The sequence below is a fragment of the Sphingomonas sp. IC-56 genome (genome assembly GCF_021043375.1).
Classification (GTDB): domain Bacteria; phylum Pseudomonadota; class Alphaproteobacteria; order Sphingomonadales; family Sphingomonadaceae; genus Sphingomonas.
The window spans coordinates 553,548-572,486 of sequence record NZ_JAJNDV010000001.1; the positions used below are offsets into that span (position 1 = coordinate 553,548).

Sequence of the window (18,939 nt, forward strand, 5' to 3'; positions counted from 1 at the left end):
GGAACGCTCGATGCACATTGGACGCCGCGGCTTTCTTGCAGGCACTGCCGCACTCGGCATGGCGCAGGCGGCGCGCGCCGCGAGCCCCATGGGTCAGGCGCGCGGCCCGGTTCAGGCCAACTGGCCCTCGCTAATCGACAATTACCGCTATCCCGACTGGTTCCGCGACGCCAAGCTGGGCATCTGGTCGCACTGGGGCCCGCAATCGGTGCCGGAGCAGGGCGATTGGTACGGCCGCTTCATGTACATGCAGGGGCACCCCATGTACGAGCACCACCTCAGGACTTACGGCCATCCCTCCAAGTTCGGGATGAAGGACATCCAGAACCTCTGGACCGCCGAGCGCTGGGATCCAGAGGCGCTGATGGCCCGCTTCGTGAAGGCCGGCGCGAAATACTTCATGTCGCTGGGCTGCCACCACGACAATCTCGACTGCTACGACAGCCGCTATCACGCCTGGAACGCCACGCGGGTCGGGCCGAAGAAGGACGTAATCGGCATCTGGAAAAAGGCGGCGCGCAGCGCTGGCCTGAAGTTCGGCATCTCCAACCATGTCGCCCATGCGTGGCACTGGTACCAGCCGGCCTATGGCTATGATCCTGTGGGGCCCCACAAGGGGGAGCGCTACGACGCCTTCCGCCTTCGCAAGGACGATGGCGCCGGGCAGTGGTGGGACGGCCTCGACCCTCAAGAGCTCTATACGGGCGCCCATGCCGTCATGCCCAACGGCATCGACAGCATCGACGCTATGAACAAGTGGCACGATGCGAACAATGGCCAGTGGGTCGAGCATGGGCCGCCAAACGACACGCGCTTCGTCACCAATTGGCTGCTCCGCCAAACCGACATGATCGAGAAATACCGGCCGGACATGGTCTATTTCGACGATTACGGCCTTCCGTTCGGCCCCGTCGGGCTTGAAGCCGCGGCGGACTATTACAACCGATCGATCGAGTGGCACGGCAAGATCGATGTCGTGATCACCGCCAAGCAGTTGAAGGCGCATGAGCGCTTCGGCGTGGTGCAGGATGTCGAGCGAGGCTTCACCGACCGGTTGTGGGACGAGCCCTGGCAGACCGACACCTGCATCGGTGACTGGTTCTATAATGTCGCGCGTCTGAGGGACCGCAGCTACAAGAGCGGAGAGATGGTCATCCAGCGCCTGGCCGACGTGGTGTCGAAGAACGGCAACCTCCTGCTGTCGATCCCCCAGCCCGGCGATGGCTCGATCGACGTAGAGGAAGAAAAGATCCTCGACGACATGGCCCGCTGGATCGCAGTGAATGGCGAGGCGATCTACGGCTCCCGGCCCTGGCGCCGCTTTGGCGAGGGTCCCACGGTGCTTACTCCGGGCATGCAGAACGAGGACAGCGCGTCTGCCTTCAAGCCCCAGGACATCCGCTTCACGACCAACAAGGGCTCGCTCTACGCAGCGATGCTCGCCTGGCCCACAGGTCCTATCACCATCACCTCCCTGGCCCGCGGCAAGTGGCAGGGTGAAGTGGAGCAGGTGACACTGCTAGGCGGCGGAGTGGTCGGCCATCGCAGGGATGGCGCGGGGCTTCACCTGACGCTGCCGCCAAAGCCCGCCGGCGGGTTCGTGCCGGTGGTTCGGATCGACGGACGGGGTATCCACGCATGAGCGACACAGGACGCCGGAGCGCAGTCGCCGGCCCGCTGCCCCTCGCCCTGATCGTTGCATTGTTCTTCCTGTGGGGTGTCGCGAACAACCTCAACGACGTGCTGATCGCGCACTTCAAAAAGCTGTTCACGCTCGGCGATTTTCAGGCTGGGCTGGTGCAGTCGGCCTTCTATCTCGGCTATTTCTGCCTCGCGATCCCCGCCGCGCTGTTCATGCGATCCTATGGATACCGCGCCGCAGTGCTGCTCGGCCTGTGCCTCTATGCCTCGGGGGCGCTGCTGTTCTGGCCGGCCGCAGGCGCGCAAAGCTATCCCTTCTTCCTTGTCGCCCTGTTCGTGATCGCCAGCGGCCTTGCCTTTCTGGAGACCTCCGCGAACCCGCTGATCGCGCGCTTAGGCTCGCAAGACACGGCCTCACGGCGGCTGAACCTGGCTCAGGCGTTCAACCCGCTCGGCTCCATCGCTGGCGTCGTCCTTGGCAGCCGGTTCATCCTGTCTGGCGTGTCCGTCACGCCCGAGCAGATGGCAGCCATGACCCCCGACGCGCTCACCACCTTCCGCGCGACCGAGGCTGCGGCGGTGCAGATGCCCTATCTCCTCATTGGGCTGGGCGTGCTGCTATGGGCGCTTCTGATCCGCTTCACCCCCTTTCCCGCCATCGCCACCGAACGCGAGGTGGAGGAAGGCGTCGGCGCCGCGCAGGATTTCGGCTCCGTTCTCCGTAACCCGCGCGTGATCACCGGCGTAGCTGCTCAATTCTTCTATGTCGGTGCGCAGGTCGGCATTTGGAGCTTCCTGATCCGCTATGCCGAAGTGGCGGTTCCCGGCACCACCGAGCACCAAGCAGCGGGCTATCTGACTCTTTCCCTCATGCTGTTCATGGTCGGGCGGTTCGCCGGCGCCGCGCTGATGAGCCGACTGTCGCCGCTGCCGCTGCTCGCCGGATTTGCGGCAATGGCAGGACTGCTGTGCGTTGCCGCGACCCTGACGGGCGGCATGATGGGCTTGGGCGCGCTGGTTGCCAGCAGCTTCTTCATGTCGATCATGTACCCGACCATCTTCGCGGAGTCCGTTCACGGCCTGGGACCGCGCACCAAGTCCGCCTCGGCGCTCCTGGTGATGGCAATTGTCGGAGGCGCCGTTTTCCCCGCGATCATGGGCTATGTCTCGGACGTGAGCGGTTCCATACTGAACGCAATGCTCGTGCCCGCGCTCTGCTTCGCCGTGGTGGTTCTCTTTGCGCTCAGGGCGCGCCGCGCGACCGCGTGATCGACGCCCATGTCCATCTCTGGCAGTTGGGCCGGCATGGCTGCGCCTGGCCGACAGCCGATCTACAGCCGATCTACCGCGACTTCATCCTGGAGGACCTGCCCACGCCGGCGCAGGACGTGATCCTGGTGCAGACCCAGGAACACCCCGCTGACACTGCATGGCTGCTCGCCCTGGCCACGAACCCACGCGTGCGCGGCGTGGTCGGCTGGGCCGATATTACTCGGCCAGAGACATTCCCGCGCCACCCTAAGCTGAAGGGCTTGCGCCCGATGGTGCAGGACCAGCCCGCCGACTGGTACGACCGCTTGGAGATCGCGCCCGGCCTGCTCGCGATCGAGCGCAACGGACTGGTTCTCGACGCGCTGATCCGCCCCTGCCACCTCCCCGCCCTGGCGCGGCTGGCCGATCGTCACGGCAGCCTTCAGATCGTCGTCGACCATGCTGCCAAGCCCGACTTCGGCGATCTCGCACCCTGGACTGACGGAATGGCGGCCCTCGCCGCGCATCCGAACGCCGCCTGCAAGCTGTCCGGCCTGCTTACCGAACTGTCCCCCGGCGCGGACCCGGAGGCAATCCGCCCCGCCTTCGACATGCTATGGCAGATGTTCGGGCCAGATCGGCTCATCTGGGGCAGCGATTGGCCTGTGCTCACCCTCGCCGCCTCCTATACGGACTGGCTCGACCTCGCCCGCAGCCTCGTACCGGCGTCCCACCATCCCGCGGTTTTCGGCGCCAATGCCGCCCGCATCTACCGCCTCAGCCTTTAGGAGACCCTTTATGAAGCTCGTCCGCTACGGCCCCCTCGGCGCCGAGAAGCCCGGCCTGATCGACGCCACCGGCGCGCTGCGCGACTTGTCCGCCCATGTCGATGACATCGCCGGTGCCGCGATCAGTCCCGCCAGCCTCGCCCGGCTGGCCACGCTCGATCATGCCAGCCTGCCCCCCGTCGAGGGCGAGCCGCGCCTCGGACCATGCGTTGGCCAAGTGGGCAAGTTCCTCTGCATCGGCCTGAACTATTCGGATCACGCCGCGGAAACGGGCGCCACCGTCCCGCCTGAGCCTGTCCTGTTCACCAAGGCGACCAGCGCGATCATCGGTCCCAATGACGATGTCCACCTGCCCCGCGGCTCCACCAAGAGCGACTGGGAGGTCGAGTTGGCGGTCGTGATCGGCAGCACCGCCAAATATGTCTCGGAGGAAGAAGCCGAGGCATGCATCGCGGGTTATTGCGTCGTCAACGATCTGTCGGAGCGCGAGTACCAACTCGAACGTCATGGCACCTGGGACAAGGGCAAGGGCTGCGACACCTTCGGCCCGATCGGCCCCTGGCTCGTTACCAAGGACGAAGTCGGTGATCCATGCAGCCTCGGCATGTGGCTGGAGGTCAACGGCCAGCGTTTCCAGGACGGCTCCAGCGCCACCATGGTCTACAAGCCCGCTTTCCTGGTCAGCTATGTCAGCCAGTTCATGTCGCTTCAGCCTGGAGACGTGATCTCCACCGGCACCCCGCCTGGCGTCGGCATGGGCCAGAAGCCACCGCTCTTCCTCAAGGGCGGCGACGTCATGCGGCTGGGCATCGAGAAGCTTGGACAACAGCAGCAGCGCGTGCTGGCGGACTGATCCCAATGGTGAAGGCAGCCTCGGCTTTCGACTATCGCACGCTTGCCCGGCGGAGGCTGCCGCACTTCCTGTTCGAATATATGGACGGCGGCGCCTATGCCGAGGTGACGCTTCGCCGCAACGTGACCGTGCTGGAGCAGCTCGCGCTGCGTCAGCGCGTGCTGCGCGACGTGTCGGCGCTGGACCTTTCGACCGACCTGTTCGGCATGCGCCAGACGCTGCCGGTTGCGCTCGGACCGATCGGCCTTGCCGGCATGAACGCGCGGCGGGGCGAGACCATGGCCGTGCGCGCCGCGAACAGGGCCGGTGTCCCCTTCTGCCTATCCACCGTGTCCGTCTGCCCTTTGGGCGAGGTCGCCCACGCCAGCACCGATCCGCTCTGGTTCCAGCTCTACATGATCCGAGACCGGGGCCTTGTCCGCGATCTCCTGGCGCAGGCGCGGGAGGCGGGATGCTCGGCGCTTGTCTTCACAGTGGACATGCCGGTGCCAGGCACACGCTACCGGGACTATCGGTCCGGGCTTGCGGGTGCCCCCGGGCTCCGCGGGGGCCTGCGCAGGCTTGGCCAGGCGATGCGGCGCCCGCGCTGGGCCTGGGATGTCGGCCTGTTTGGGCGGCCGCACCATCTGGGCAATGTCGCACCGGCGCTCGCGGGCCGCACCGGGCTGGAGGATTTCCTCGGCTGGATGCGCGACAATTTCGACCCGTCGATCCAGTGGCGCGACCTGGACTTCATTCGTGAGAGCTGGGACGGCCCGCTGGTTATCAAGGGCATCCTCGACCCGGAGGACGCGCTACAGGCCGCTGCGCTTGGGGCAGATGGCATCGTCGTGTCCAACCATGGCGGGCGGCAGCTCGACGGAGTCCCTGCCACTGCCACGGTCCTGCCCGGGATTGTCGACGCCGTGGGTGACCGGCTGACCATCCTCGCGGACGGAGGCGTCCGCTCGGGCCTGGACGTCGTGAAGATGCTGGCACTTGGCGCCCACGGGGTGCTGCTGGGCCGTGCCTGGGCCTATGCCTTGGCCGGCGGGGGCGAAGAAGGCGTTTCGCACATGCTGCGGCTAATCGAAGCCGAGATGCGGGTCGCCATGGCGCTGTGCGGCGCCCGCTCCGTCCGAGAGATCAACCGCGAGATGCTGGTGCAAGCTCTCTGAGCGGTGCCAATCGTCCCTAAGCCACAGCCTCCCGATCCACCGACTGCGCCTGCCGTAGCAACGGCGTGGTACCGTAAAGGGCCATTTTCAGCTGCTCGGGACTGAACGGCTTTTCGAGAACCGCGGCGCAGTCGCTGGCAGCCAGCTTGTCCGCGTCGGCATAGCCGGTGATGATCAGCGCGGGGATCGCCGGGCAGACGGTGCGGAGCTGCCGCACCAGTTCGGTGCCCGAGGTGCGCGGCATCGCATAGTCGGTGATGAGCAGGTCAAACGCGTGAGGATCCTGCCGCGCGAGTTCCACTGCGGAGCCCGCGTCGGCGGTGTGCGTCACGCGGTGGCCGAGATCCTCGAGCAAGGCGGCGGTCGTCGTGCGGACCGCGTCGTGATCGTCGACCAGCAGGATGTTAAGCGTTGGCGGCGAGCCTAAATTCTCGACCATGAGCGGAATGACGTCCGCCTGCTGGGCCGCACCCTCGGGCAGCCAGATCTCGACGCAGGTGCCCTTCCCCACTTCGCTGTCGACGCGGACCACGCCGCCCGACTGTTGGGCGAAGCCATAGACCATGCTGAGTCCAAGCCCCGTACCCTTGCCCACCGCCTTGGTCGTGAAGAAGGGTTCGAGCACCTGGTCGAGCAGATGCTGTTCAATGCCGCAGCCGGTGTCCTGGACCGAGAGCACGACATAGCGGCCGGGGGCGAGATCGACGCCCGGCTGGGCCGCGGCGATTTCGGCATTGCGCGCCGAAACGGTGATCGAGCCGCCGTCCGGCATCGCGTCGCGCGCGTTGATGACGAGGTTCATCAGCGCGAGTTCGAGTTGGGCGGAATCCGCGAACACCGGGGATACGTCGGGTTCGAGTGCCCAGTGCAATTCGACCAGTCCGCCCAGCGTGTGGGCGAGCAGATCGGTCACCGAGACCGACAGCTTGTCGATTTCGATCACCGCGGGCGCCAGCTTCTGCCGGCGGGCGAAGGCGAGCAGGTGCTTGACCAGCCCGGCCCCCTGCTCGGCGGCGTGGCGGGTCATGCCGACGATCTTGCGCTGGTCGTCGGTCAACGCGACGCGCCGCTCGATCATGCCGAGCCCGCCCAGAACCGCGGCGAGCAGATTGTTGAAGTCATGGGCGATGCCGCCGGTCAGCTGACCGATCGCGTCCATCTTGCGCGCCTGGGTAAGCTGGCTTTCCAGCTCCTTGCGCTCGGTGACGTCCAGCAGCGTGCCGGCATATTCGACCGGATTGCCCTGCGGGTCGCGCAGCAGCACGGCCTGGTCGAGGAAATGCTTGTACTGACCATCGGCGCATTGCCAGCGATACTCGACCGACAGCGACCGGCCGAAGGGCCGGCCCGCCATGGCCTCGATCACGCGCGCGCGATCCTCGGGATGAAGCCGATCGATCCACATCGATGGATCGCGGGCGATCTCCTCGAACGCATAGCCGGTAACGGCCGAGAAATTGCCGCTGACGAACTTGGGCATGCGCGGGCTGGCGTGCACGTCCTCGAGATACAGGACGATGGGCAGCGATTCGATGATCGCTTCCTGACGCTGCTGCGCGCGGCGCAGCTCCTGCTCAACCCGCAGCCGTTCGGCATTGGCACGCAGATTGGCGTCCAGCAGCGCCTGTTCCTGGCGCGCCTTTCGCTGAATCTCCTTGGTCATGGTGAACAGGTCGACGAACACCGCCACTTTCGAGCGCAGGATGGTCGCGTCGACCGGCTTGAAGACATAATCGACCGCGCCCATCGAATAGCCGCGGATCAGGTGCTGCGCTTCCTTGTTCACCGCCGACAGGAACACGATCGGCACGCGCTTGGTCTGGTCGCGCGAGCGGATGATCTGGGCGGTTTCGTAGCCGTCCATGCCGGGCATGTAGACGTCGAGCAGGATGACCGCGAACTCGCCCTTCAACAGCTGGCGCAGCGCCTCCTCGCCCGAATTGGCGACCACCACATCGGCCACATCTTCCAGCACAGTGGAGACGGCGAGCAGGTTACGCTCGTCATCGTCGACCAGCAGCACGCGGGCACGCGGCACAGGGCCTTCCTCGGCAGAGGAAAGCGCCAGCGTCTGTGCAGGCGACAAGGTTGCGTGCATTCCTACCTCAGTTCGGCTCGGCGATGATCAGATCGACCGTTCGCGCAGCCTCGCGCGATCGGGCGATCCACACGCGGAGCAGGGCAAGCAGCAAGTCGATATCGACGGGCTTGGCAATGTAATCGGAGGCGCCGGCGTCGAGGCACTTCTGACGGTCGCCCTTCATGGCCTTGGCCGTCACGGCGACGAGCGGCAAGTCGGCCAGCGCCGGGCGCTGACGGATTTGCTGCATCGTCTCGTACCCGTCCATCTCAGGCATCATGATGTCGATCAGGGCGATGTCGATTCCAGGCGTCTGTTCGAGGATCAGGATGCCGTCGCGGCCGCGTTCGGCGTGCGACACCTCTACCCCATAGCTCTCCAGCACGCTGGTGAGCGAGTAGATGTTGCGGATGTCGTCGTCGACGATCAGGATCTTGGCGCCGGCAAGCTCGGGCACGGCGTGGCTGACCTGGTGCAGGGCCTCGGCCTGTTCGGGGACAAGCTGCACGACCCGTGGCGCGGTGCGGACCTGTTCGGCCAGATCGCGGAAGACGGCGGCGAGCGCATCCTTGTCCGCGGGCTTCTCGGTCACGCCATCGGCGCCCAGATCGAGCGCCTTGGCCACCTTGTCCGCGCCGGAGATGACGTGGATCGGCACGTGCCGGGTCTGCGGGTCATGCTTGAGCAGATCGAGCAGCACGAAGCCGTCGATGTCGGAAAGGCCGAGATCGAGGGTGATCGCATTCGGCTGAAGCTTGCGCACCAGCGCCAGCGTGCCGGCGCCGGCGGTCGACACGATCCCCTTCAGCCCGGCAGCGCGCGCAATATCGAGCAGGATGGAGGCGAAGGTGGGATCGTCCTCCACGATCAGCACGAACGGATCCCCCTGAAGCGCGTCGCGATCGTCGGAGAGCTCGAATGCGGCGGGAAGCGCGGTCGGCACCATCGCCCCGCTATTGTCGTAGCGCGCGGTGGTGCCGATCTGCGGAACGCCCGCCGGGGCCACCGCCTGGAGCGGCACGAACAGCGTGAAGGTCGAGCCCTCACCCGGATTGGAGCGCACCTGGAGCTCGCCGCCGAGCAACCGCGCGATTTCGCGGCTGATCGACAGGCCCAGCCCCGTGCCGCCATATTTCCGGCTGGTGGTACCGTCGGCCTGCTGGAACGCCTCGAAGATCAGCTTCTGCTTGTCCTGCGGGATGCCGATGCCGGTGTCGGTGACGGCGATGGCGATCGCCCGGTCGGCATTGCGGAGCAGCGCATGGTTGGTGCTCCAGCCGCTCGCCACGGTGCGCACCGCCAGCGTGACCGACCCGCTCGCCGTGAACTTGAAGGCGTTGGAAAGCAGGTTGAGCACGACCTGTTGCAGGCGCTTTTCATCGGTGCGGATGGTGCCGGGCAGACCCGCGTCGAACTGGACGTTGAAGTCGAGATTCTTGTCGGCGGCCAGCTGGCGGAAGGTCCGCTCCATATGCTGCTTGAGCCCCGCCATCGGCATTTCGCCAAGCTCGATCGAAACCGTACCCGACTCGATCTTCGACAAGTCGAGAATGTCGTTTATGAGGTTGAGCAGATCCGATCCCGCGCCATTGATCGTGCGGGCGAACTCAACCTGCTTCTCGTTCAGATTGCCCTGTGGATTGTCCGACAGCAGCTTGGACAGGATCAGCAGCGAGTTGAGCGGGGTACGCAGCTCGTGGCTCATGTTCGCCAGGAACTCGGACTTGTACTTGGAGGTGAGCGCGAGCTGTTCGGCCTTTTCCTCCAGCGCGCGGCGGGCCATCTCGATTTCGAGATTCTTGGCCTCCACCTGGCGCTTCTCGTTTTCGAGCAGCTGCGCCTTTTCCTGCAGCTCCTCGTTGGTGTTGTGGAGCTCTTCCTGCTTGGTGGTCAGCTCGGTCTGGCGGGCCTGAAGCTCCTGGGTGAGCAGCTGCGACTGCTTGAGCAGCCCCTCGGTACGCATGGTGGCGGCGATCGTGTTGAGCACGATGCCGACCGATTCCATCAGCTGATCGAGGAAGCTCTGGTGCGTTTCGTTGAAGTCGTTGAAGGAGGCGAGCTCGATCACCGCCTTCACTTCATCCTCGAACAGCGCCGGCAGGATGGTGACGTTGGCCGGGGCGGCATGGCCCAGGCCCGAACCGATGCGCAGGAAGTCGCCGGGCACGTTTTCGAGCAGGATCGGCCTCTTGTCGGCGGCGGCCTGGCCGACCAGCCCTTCGCGAAGGGCGAACTTGGACTTGAGCTGGTCCTTGCTCTCCGCGCCGTAGCTGGCGGCGAGCTGGAGCGTGGTCTCGTCGCCCTCACGCGCGGTGACGTAGAACACGCCATATTGCGCGTTCACCAGCGGCGCGAGCTCGGACATGATGAGGTTCGAGACGGTCGACAGATCGCGCTCGCCCTGGAGCATGCGGCTGAAGCGCGCCAGGTTGGTCTTGAGCCAATCCTGCTCCGCATTCTTCAAGGTCTGTTCCTTGAGGTTGCGGATCATCTCGTTGATGTTGTCCTTGAGCGCGGCCATTTCGCCCGAGGCTTCCACCGCGATCGAGCGGGTAAGATCGCCCTTGGTGACGGCGGTCGCCACGTCGGCGATCGAGCGCACCTGGTTGGTCAGGTTGGCGGCGAGCTGGTTCACGTTGTCGGTAAGATCGCGCCACAGGCCGGCGGCGCCGGGCACGCGAGCCTGGCCGCCCAGCCGCCCCTCGATACCCACTTCGCGGGCCATGTTGGTCACCTGGTCGCCGAAGGTCGACAGCGTATCGATCATGAAGTTGATCGTTTCGGCCAGCGCGGCGATCTCGCCCTTGGCGTCCACGGTCAGCTTGCGCTTGAGGTTACCCTGCGCCACCGCGGTCACCACGTCGGCGATGCCGCGCACCTGGTTGGTGAGGTTGGTCGCCATCAGGTTGACGTTGTCGGTCAGATCCTTCCAGGTACCGCCCACGCCCGGCACCTGCGCCTGGCCGCCGAGCTTACCCTCCGTGCCCACTTCGCGCGCCACGCGGGTCACTTCCGAGGCGAAGCCGTTCAGCTGGTCCACCATCGTGTTGATGGTGTTCTTCAGCTCTAGGATCTCGCCCTTTACGTCCACGGTGATCTTCTTGGACAAGTCGCCCTTCGCCACCGCGGTCGTCACTTCGGCAATGTTGCGGACCTGACCGGTCAGGTTGGCCGCCATCAGGTTCACATTGTCGGTGAGATCCGCCCAGGTGCCGGCGACGCCGCGCACCTGCGCCTGACCGCCCAGCTTACCCTCGGTACCCACTTCGCGGGCCACGCGAGTCACTTCCGACGCGAAGCCGTTCAGCTGATCCACCATCGTGTTGATGGTGTTCTTGAGCTCCAGGATTTCGCCCTTCACGTCCACGGTGATCTTCTTGGACAAGTCGCCCTTTGCCACCGCGGTCGTCACTTCGGCGATGTTACGCACTTGGCCGGTAAGGTTCGCGGCCATCGCGTTCACATTGTCGGTCAGATCCTTCCACGTGCCGCCGACGCCGGGCACTTGCGCCTGGCCGCCTAGCTTTCCGTCCGAACCCACTTCGCGGGCCACGCGGGTCACTTCCGAGGCGAAGCCGTTGAGCTGATCCACCATCACGTTGATGGTGTTCTTCAGCTCCAGAATCTCGCCCTTCACGTCCACCGTGATCTTCTTGGACAAGTCGCCCCGCGCCACGGCGGTGGTCACCTCGGCGATGTTGCGAACCTGGCCGGTGAGGTTGCCGGCCATCAGGTTCACATTGTCGGTCAGATCCTTCCACGTGCCGGCGACGCCCTCCACCTGGGCCTGGCCGCCGAGCTTGCCTTCGGAGCCCACTTCGCGGGCCACGCGGGTCACTTCCGAGGCGAAGCCGTTCAACTGGTCCACCATCACGTTGATGGTGTTCTTCAGCTCCAGGATCTCGCCGCGCACTTCCACGGTGATCTTCTTGGAAAGATCGCCCTTGGCGACGGCGGTGGTCACGTCGGCGATGTTACGCACCTGGCCGGTGAGGTTCGCGGCCATCAGGTTGACGTTGTCGGTCAGATCCTTCCAGGTGCCGGCGACGCCGGGCACCTGCGCCTGGCCGCCGAGCTTGCCCTCGGTACCCACTTCACGCGCCACGCGCGTCACTTCCGACGCGAAGCCGTTGAGCTGATCCACCATCACGTTGATGGTGTTCTTCAGCTCCAGGATCTCGCCCTTCACGTCCACCGTGATTTTCTTGGAAAGATCGCCCGAGGCCACGGCGGTGGTCACTTCGGCGATGTTACGCACCTGGCCGGTCAGATTGTCCGCCATCAGGTTCACGTTGTCGGTCAGATCCTTCCACGTGCCGGCGACGCCGGGCACCTGCGCCTGACCACCCAGCTTGCCCTCGGTACCCACTTCGCGCGCCACGCGGGTCACTTCCGAGGCGAAGCCGTTCAGCTGATCCACCATCACGTTGATGGTGTTCTTCAGCTCCAGGATCTCGCCCTTCACGTCCACCGTGATCTTCTTGGACAAATCGCCCGACGCCACGGCGGTGGTCACTTCGGCGATGTTGCGGACCTGGCCGGTCAGATTGTCGGCCATCAGGTTCACATTGTCGGTCAGATCCTTCCAGGTGCCGGCGACGCCTTCCACGCGCGCCTGGCCGCCCAGCTTGCCCTCGGTACCCACTTCGCGGGCCACGCGGGTCACTTCCGAGGCGAAGGAGTTGAGCTGGTCCACCATGGTGTTGATGGTGTTCTTGAGCTCCAGGATCTCGCCCTTCACTTCCACGGTGATCTTCTTGGACAAGTCGCCCGAGGCCACGGCGGTGGTCACTTCGGCGATGTTGCGGACCTGCCCCGTCAGGTTGGTCGCCATCGCGTTGACGTTGTCGGTCAGATCCTTCCAGGTGCCGGCGACGCCCTTCACGGTCGCCTGGCCGCCCAGCTTGCCCTCGGTACCCACTTCGCGCGCCACGCGGGTCACTTCCGACGCGAAGGAGGCGAGCTGCTCGACCATGGTGTTCACCACCTTGCCGATGCGCAGGAACTCGCCGCGCAGCGGCCGGCCGTCGATCTCGACGGTCATCGACTGCGACAGGTCGCCCTTCGCCACCGCGCCGATCACGCGGCTGACTTCTGCGGTCGGCTGGACCATGTCGTCGATCAGTTCATTCACGGCGCGCAGCTTGGTCTCCCAGCCGCCGGTCGCGCCACGAACATGGCCGCGCTGGGTGATCTTGCCTTCCTTGCCGACCACGCGCGACAGCCGGTCGAACTCGTCGGTCATGTCGTTTTCAAGCGTCACGACTTCGTTGAACAGCGCCGCGATCTCGCCATCCACGCCGGGCAGATCTTCAGGAAGACGCACCGAGAAGTCGCCGCGCCGCAAGCTGCGAAGCGCGGCCACGAGCTGACGGCGATCAAGTGCGTCCCGGGCCGGTTCAACGTTCACGAATCACTCTCCATTGCGGCTCGGGTTGTTCAGAGGCGATCCATGGCCCCTGCCCCAAGCAGGAATATATAGCAGGCCCTTGAATTTAGGGGAAGTGAACGACGGTTTGACCTGAAAAGGTTGCAGCATCGACGGCAGGCGCTAGGAACCTCCCGGGGACGGGGGAGATCGTGGTGGGAGACGGCCCGAGGCATGCCGGCCAAGCAAGAAGTTTCCAGTTTCATCCGATCCACCTTTCGCTCGGTGTGGTCGCTGGAGTTGCTGTGTTTCCTTCGGAAGCACCAGGACCGCGCCTGGCGATTTGCCGAACTGGTCGTCGCGATGCGTAGCAGCGACCTCGTCGTATCGCAGAGTGCGGACGCGCTCGTTGCGGCTGGACTGCTGGTCCGGGAAACGCCCGACGCCATCCGTTATTGCCCCGTAAACGAGCAGGTGGACCGCCTCGCCACCGCTGCCGAAGAACTCTACGCGCAGCGCCCGGACTCGGTGCGCCGCATGATCGTGTCCGCCGGATCGTCCTCGGTCAGCCAGTTCGCCGACGCCTTCAAGCTGCGGAGGGATTGAGCATGGCCACGATCTTCCCGGCCGTGGTCTATCTGCTCTGTTTCGCCACCAGTGCGCTGTGCGCCGTGCTGCTTGGCCGCAGCTACCGCGTCAGCGGCGCGCGGCTGCTGCTCTGGAGCACCGCCTGTTTCGCGCTGCTGGCGGTCAACAACCTGTTCCTGGTCATCGACATGCTGCTGATCGCCTGGATCGACTTCCGGCTCGTGCGCCTGCTGCTGTCGCTGGCGGCGGTTGCGGTCCTGTTGTTCGGCTTCATCTGGGATCTGGAGGACGACGCGTGATCCTGGCCAACATCCTCGCCGGAATGGTGACGGCCGGGTTCGCCATCGCCGCGCTGTTCTTCCTGCGCTTCTGGCGCGACACGCGCGACGGGCTGTTTCTGTGTTTCGCGGCGGCGTTCCTGCTCCTGGGCATCAGCCAGCTGGTCCTGTCGCTCGAAAGCGTGTCCGACGAGTATCGCGCCTGGGTATATCTGGGCCGCCTCGCCGCCTTCCTGCTGATCGTCGTCGGCATCCTGCGGAAGAACCGCCGGTAACCGCAGCGCCGGGGTTCAGCCCTGCGTTTCGGTGAGTTCGACCACTTCGAAATCGAACCGCTCCCAGGCCCGCTGACGGGCGGCCTCGCCGGTCGCCGCCTTCTTGCCCAGCGCTTCCTTCAGCGACTTGGCATGCCCCCAGAACACTTCGGTCTTGCCGTTGCTGAGATACGCGACGATCCGCCAATAGTGCGTAAAGGGCGCGGAGGTCGGTCCGATCGTCTTCACATAGCCATCGGGCATGGTCGCGGTCAGGTAACGCTTCTTCTTAGCCATGCCGCGCTCGATAGCGCCTCCGCACGCGAAATGCATCGCGGCGCGATCGGGCCCTGCGGAACAACCAGGTTCCTCACCCGTAGAGCCCCGCATCTGACCAAGAGGTGGATATGGCGCAAGGCACCCGTTTGAATGGTCGTGACTGGCTGGCGATAGCCGGGCACCCGATCTACACCGCCCTGCTGCCGATCCCCATAGTGTGCTTCATCGGCGCGCTGATCACGGACATCGCTTATACGGGCTCGCCCGAGATGATGTGGATCGACTTCTCGAGCTGGCTGCTTCTTGCCGGGCTCATCGGCGGCGGCTTTGCCGGCGTGATCCTGATCCTGGAGCTTTTCCGCGCCGGGCGCGGGCGCAGCCGAGCCCTCCTGCTCCACTTCATTTTGCTGCTCGCCGCCTGGGTGGTCGAGGTCTTCAATTCCTTCATCCATGCCCGCGACGGCTGGACCGCCGTGGTTCCGACGGGGCTGACGCTGTCGATCATCGCGGTGGTGCTCAGCCTGCTCGCCGGATGGTTCTGGCAAACGGCCAATCGGGGAGATCGGCGATGAACATTCGGATCGCCGCCGCCTTCGCGTTCCTGCCGCTCGCCGCCTGTGGCGGCGGCGACACGTTCGATGAAGCCAAGCAATATGGGGCGACGCCCCTGCTTCCCGAGCCGCATGAGCAACTGATCGCCGATGTCGGCGTCTATGAAACCGTCGGCTGGAAATCTGGAGAGACGCCCAGCGTCCCCGCCGGCTTCAGTATCGAAGCGATCGCCACCGGCTTGTCCAACCCGCGGAACATCCTCCCATTGCCCAACGGCGACGTTCTGGTGGTGGAATCCAGGAACGAGAACAGCGAGCCCGTTCAGCGGCCCAAGGATCCGATCCGCGACTGGGTCATGGCGCGCGCGCACGGCCAGTCCAAGAGCGGCCAGGCACCGGGCCCGAGCAACCGCATCACGCTGATCCGCGACGCCAATGGCGATGGCCGCCCAGACGGTCGCTCCGTGCTGATCGATCGCCTGAACGCGCCGTTCGGCATCACCATGATCGGCAACGCCTTGTACGTCGCCAATACCGACGCGATCGTGCGCTACCCCTTCACGCCGGGCGAAACCCGGATCACCGCGCCGGCGGTGAAGGTAGTCGACCTGCCCGCCGGCCCGATCAATCACCACTGGACCAAGAGCCTGGCCGCCAGTCCCGACGGCACGCGGCTTTATGTCAGCGTCGGCTCGAACAGCAACGCAATGGAGCGTGGTGTAGAGGCCGAGAAGAACCGCGCCGCGATCCTGGAAGTCGATCCGGCTACCGGCCTGTCGAAGGTTTTCGCCAGCGGACTGCGCAACCCCAACGGCCTGACCTTCTACCCCGGCACCAACACCCTTTGGGCCGTGATCAACGAGCGTGACGAATTGGGCCCGAACCTGGTGCCGGATTACATGACGTCGGTCCGACCGGGCGCATTCTATGGCTGGCCGTACAGCTATTACGGTCAGCACGTCGATCCGCGGGTGCGCCCGCAGCGGCCAGACCTGGTGGCACGCGCGATTGCCCCCGATTATGCGCTCGGCTCGCACGTCGCAGCACTCGGCCTCACCTTCTACACCGGGCAGACCTTCCCTGCGCAGTTCCGCGGCGGTGCCTTTGTCGGCGAACATGGCAGCTGGAACCGCAGCGAGCCGCACGGCTACAAGGTCGCCTTCATCCCCTTCCGCGGCGCCCGCCCCGCCGGCAACCCGGTCGACTTCGTCAGGGGCTTCCTGAAGGATGGCAAGGCACGAGGCCGGCCGGTCTCGGTCGCGGTTGACCGGGCCGGACAACTGCTCGTCGCCGACGATGTCGGCAACACGGTATGGCGGGTGCGCTACACCGGCAGCTGAGCCCTAAGTTTCCCCTCCCTGGAAGGGAGGGGTGCTCTCGAAGCTCAACATCAATACAGTTCGGAAGGAAAGCGGCGGGCCGCGTTCGGGTTCACCGCGCGTCCCGGTAGGTCACGATCTTCACCAACTCGCCCGCGCTTGGCGGCCGGCCACCGTCACGGCCGTTCAACAGCTCGAACAGCGCGCGAGGCGCGGGGTCAGCCATGCGCCGCACCAGCGTGTCGGGCGTGTCGCCTGCCCCCACACGCACCGCGCGGATGACTCTCGGCCGCAGAGTCGCCGCCTCCTGTGCCGTCAGCCGGCGGAAGGACTGGAACAGCGCCGTGACCGCCGCCGCCTGCGGATCCCCGGGCGGTGACACGATGATGAAGTGATAGGCTTCCCCGCCGCCACCGTCATAGGCGGCAATGGACAGCGGAATGCTCCCGTCGCGCACGGCCACTCGCATCTCCAACAGGATCGCCGGCAATCCGTTGATCCGAGTGGCGGCTGCCCGTTCTACCTGCGCCGGTGTATCGCCCAGCACCTTGCCGGCCAGCGCCTCGGCATAGGCCTTCAGTCCGCCCGCCGGGATCGCGCCCCCACCGAACTCGCCGGACAGCCCCTGCGGACCGTTGAGCCCGACTGCCTGGGGGCTGTTGGTGAGCGAGAACCCGCTCGGCGCCTCGAACCCGATCCGCATCATCGGATGGGCGAAGCGCCGGCCGATGACAAAGCCTTGTTCGGGATCATCGCCATACAGCAGCCCGTCCACCCGGGCGAGAAAGGCATCCGCATTCTCGGGCAGCGCGTCGTCCTTCAGGCCCGTCTTGCGCGCAGTCTCGCGCGCCCGCTCGATCCGGTTCTCCGTCAGCGGGTGGCTCAGTGCCCATTCGGGTATGCTGCGCGCGGCGTCGCGGCCGTTGGTGGCTTGCATGAACCGCTCCTGCCGCTGAAGATCGGCGAGCATCTCGGCGGCGGCATACACATCATAGCCGGCAGCGCGCAGATAGCCGACGCCCAGATCGTCGGCCTGATATTCCTGGCGCCGCGAATAGCGCAGTCCAAAATATTGGGCCGCCTGCCCGGCCAGCTGGGTCAGCCGCTCCGAGCCGGTCAGGCTGACCGCGATCACGCCCAGCTTGCGCCACACCGAACGCTGTTCCTGCCGCTGCGAATGCTCGGCCACGATATGCCCCACTTCATGCCCCAGCACGGAGGCAAGCTCCGCCTCGCTGGTGACCACCGCCATCAGCCCGCGCGTGAGATAGATGTAGCACCCTGGCACCGCGAAGGCGTTGACGACATCGCTGTTGACGAGCGTGAAGGTGCATTCACCGTCCAGCTGCGCAGCGTGCGCGATCCGCTCGCCGACCGAGCGCACATATTGCGCCTGCGACCCTGAATAGGCGCCGCCGAACTCCGCCAGCAGCTGCGGATGATGTTCCGCGCCATAGTCGCGGTCTTCCTGCGTGATCTCCGGCGCAGGCTGCGCGGGCTCGCCGCTTCCGCACGCCGCGAGCAGGCACGCGGCCGGCAACGCCGCCCATGCGAGGAACCGTCGCGTCACAGCCACCCGAGCAGCCACAGCAACAGCAATGTCAGCCCCAGCGATACTGCGATGGACCCGGCACAGCCCAGCCTGCGCGAGAAGAAAAAGAACATGGCATCTCCTGATCGCCCGGGCGGTCGAACGGCTGAGCCGCCGGGGTGTTCAATGCAAAGGGCGTCACATCACGCGCCTAACTCGATCCACACCGGCGCATGGTCGCTGGTCTTTTCCCAATCCCGCACAAACCGGTCGACCTCCGCGGTCTTCAGCCGCTTGGCAGCGGGCGCGTTGCACAGCAGATGGTCGATCCGCAGCCCCGCATTGCGGCCCCAGGCGTTCCGAAAATAATCCCAGAAGGTGTAGATGCGCTCGTCCGGATGCATCGTGCGCAGCGCGTCGGTCCAGCCCTGGCCGAGCAGCCGGGCATAGGCCTCCCGCACTTCGGGCGCGAACAGCGCGTCGTCCACCCAGCGCTCGGGCTTGTACACGTCCAGCTCTGTCGGCATCACGTTGAAATCGCCCGCCAGCACCACCGGCGCGTCCATCCCGATCAGCGTCTCGGCGTGCGCGATCAGCCGTTCGAACCAGCGCAGCTTGTAGTCGAACTTCGGCCCCGGCTTGGGATTGCCGTTGGGCAGGTATAGCCCACCCACCAGCACACCGTTCACCGCCGCCTCAAGGTAGCGGCTCTGCACATCCTCCGGCTCTCCGGGCAGCCCGCGCCGGGTCTCCACCGGATCGCAACCCCGCGCCAGGATCGCCACGCCGTTCCAGCTCTTCTGCCCGTGCCACACCGCGCCATAACCCGCGTCGCGGATCGCGGCTTCCGGGAACTTCTCGTCGGGCGCCTTCAACTCCTGAAGGCACACCACGTCGGGCTGGCTCTCCGCCAGCCAGCGTAGCAGGACGGGCAAGCGTCCATTGACGCCGTTTACATTGTAGGTCGCGATCCGCACCTTGGTTCATACCCTGGCGGCGCG

The 18,939-nt window shown here is 65.6% G+C and carries 15 protein-coding genes; 10 read left to right on the plus strand and 5 right to left on the minus strand.

The features are described 5' to 3' along the window. Positions 1–10: 10 nt before the first annotated feature. Genes LQ953_RS02765 through lldD form a run of 5 tightly spaced genes read left to right on the plus strand, consistent with a single transcriptional unit; the run spans position 11 to position 5,690 of the window. A complete protein-coding gene (locus tag LQ953_RS02765; protein WP_231029054.1) occupies positions 11–1,642 on the plus strand; it encodes an alpha-L-fucosidase in 1,632 nt (543 codons plus the stop codon). Then, the gene (fucP, locus tag LQ953_RS02770; RefSeq protein ID WP_231029056.1) at positions 1,639–2,910 is read left to right on the plus strand and encodes an L-fucose:H+ symporter permease; all 1,272 of its coding nucleotides are present in this window, start codon (positions 1,639–1,641) and stop codon (positions 2,908–2,910) included. Before LQ953_RS02765 ends, fucP begins: the two co-directional genes overlap by 4 nt. Then, on the plus strand, positions 2,907–3,680 hold the full coding sequence (locus tag LQ953_RS02775; RefSeq protein WP_231029059.1) for an amidohydrolase family protein: 774 nt from the start codon (positions 2,907–2,909) through the stop codon (positions 3,678–3,680). Before fucP ends, LQ953_RS02775 begins: the two co-directional genes overlap by 4 nt. A 10-nt stretch (positions 3,681–3,690) precedes the next feature. Continuing rightward, on the plus strand, positions 3,691–4,533 hold the full coding sequence (locus LQ953_RS02780; RefSeq protein WP_231029061.1) for a fumarylacetoacetate hydrolase family protein: 843 nt from the start codon (positions 3,691–3,693) through the stop codon (positions 4,531–4,533). Between the two features lie 5 nt (positions 4,534–4,538). Continuing rightward, entirely contained in the window at positions 4,539–5,690 is a 1,152-nt protein-coding gene (gene lldD / locus LQ953_RS02785; RefSeq protein WP_231029062.1) for an FMN-dependent L-lactate dehydrogenase LldD, read from the plus strand. A gap of 16 nt (positions 5,691–5,706) precedes the next feature. On the opposite strand, the gene LQ953_RS02790 is transcribed toward lldD, so the two are convergent. Then, entirely contained in the window at positions 5,707–7,788 is a 2,082-nt protein-coding gene (locus LQ953_RS02790; protein WP_231029063.1) for a response regulator, read from the minus strand. Positions 7,789–7,795: 7 nt separating this feature from the next. Next, the gene (locus LQ953_RS02795) at positions 7,796–13,180 is read right to left on the minus strand and encodes a HAMP domain-containing protein (protein WP_231029064.1); all 5,385 of its coding nucleotides are present in this window, start codon (positions 13,178–13,180) and stop codon (positions 7,796–7,798) included. Positions 13,181–13,372: 192 nt separating this feature from the next. Here LQ953_RS02795 and LQ953_RS02800 point away from each other — a divergent pair, with 192 nt between their 5' ends. From LQ953_RS02800 to LQ953_RS02810, 3 genes are read left to right on the plus strand one after another with little or no spacing between them, the layout of a single operon-like run. Continuing rightward, positions 13,373–13,744 (plus strand): hypothetical protein, encoded by a 372-nt coding sequence (locus LQ953_RS02800; RefSeq protein WP_231029066.1) that lies wholly within the window; start codon positions 13,373–13,375, stop codon positions 13,742–13,744. 2 nt (positions 13,745–13,746) lie between these two features. Further along, positions 13,747–14,025, plus strand: a complete 279-nt coding sequence (locus LQ953_RS02805; protein WP_231029068.1) for a DUF5985 family protein — start codon at positions 13,747–13,749, stop codon at positions 14,023–14,025. Further along, entirely contained in the window at positions 14,022–14,279 is a 258-nt protein-coding gene (locus tag LQ953_RS02810; RefSeq protein ID WP_231029077.1) for a DUF5985 family protein, read from the plus strand. Before LQ953_RS02805 ends, LQ953_RS02810 begins: the two co-directional genes overlap by 4 nt. Before the next feature lie 15 nt (positions 14,280–14,294). On the opposite strand, the gene LQ953_RS02815 is transcribed toward LQ953_RS02810, so the two are convergent. Continuing rightward, positions 14,295–14,555, minus strand: a complete 261-nt coding sequence (locus tag LQ953_RS02815; protein ID WP_231029079.1) for a hypothetical protein — start codon at positions 14,553–14,555, stop codon at positions 14,295–14,297. A 110-nt stretch (positions 14,556–14,665) separates the two neighbouring features. Between LQ953_RS02815 and LQ953_RS02820 the strand changes: the two genes are divergently transcribed. Together LQ953_RS02820 and LQ953_RS02825 are read left to right on the plus strand one after the other, a co-directional pair. Then, positions 14,666–15,109, plus strand: a complete 444-nt coding sequence (locus LQ953_RS02820) for a DUF2231 domain-containing protein (protein WP_231029081.1) — start codon at positions 14,666–14,668, stop codon at positions 15,107–15,109. After that, the gene (locus tag LQ953_RS02825; protein ID WP_231029083.1) at positions 15,106–16,428 is read left to right on the plus strand and encodes a PQQ-dependent sugar dehydrogenase; all 1,323 of its coding nucleotides are present in this window, start codon (positions 15,106–15,108) and stop codon (positions 16,426–16,428) included. Before LQ953_RS02820 ends, LQ953_RS02825 begins: the two co-directional genes overlap by 4 nt. A gap of 91 nt (positions 16,429–16,519) precedes the next feature. On the opposite strand, the gene LQ953_RS02830 is transcribed toward LQ953_RS02825, so the two are convergent. Continuing rightward, complete coding sequence (locus tag LQ953_RS02830) at positions 16,520–17,983, minus strand: M48 family metalloprotease (RefSeq protein ID WP_231029086.1); 1,464 nt, start codon at positions 17,981–17,983, stop codon at positions 16,520–16,522. 158 nt (positions 17,984–18,141) lie between these two features. Continuing rightward, positions 18,142–18,915, minus strand: a complete 774-nt coding sequence (xth, locus tag LQ953_RS02835; RefSeq protein ID WP_231029088.1) for an exodeoxyribonuclease III — start codon at positions 18,913–18,915, stop codon at positions 18,142–18,144. Positions 18,916–18,939: the final 24 nt, after the last annotated feature.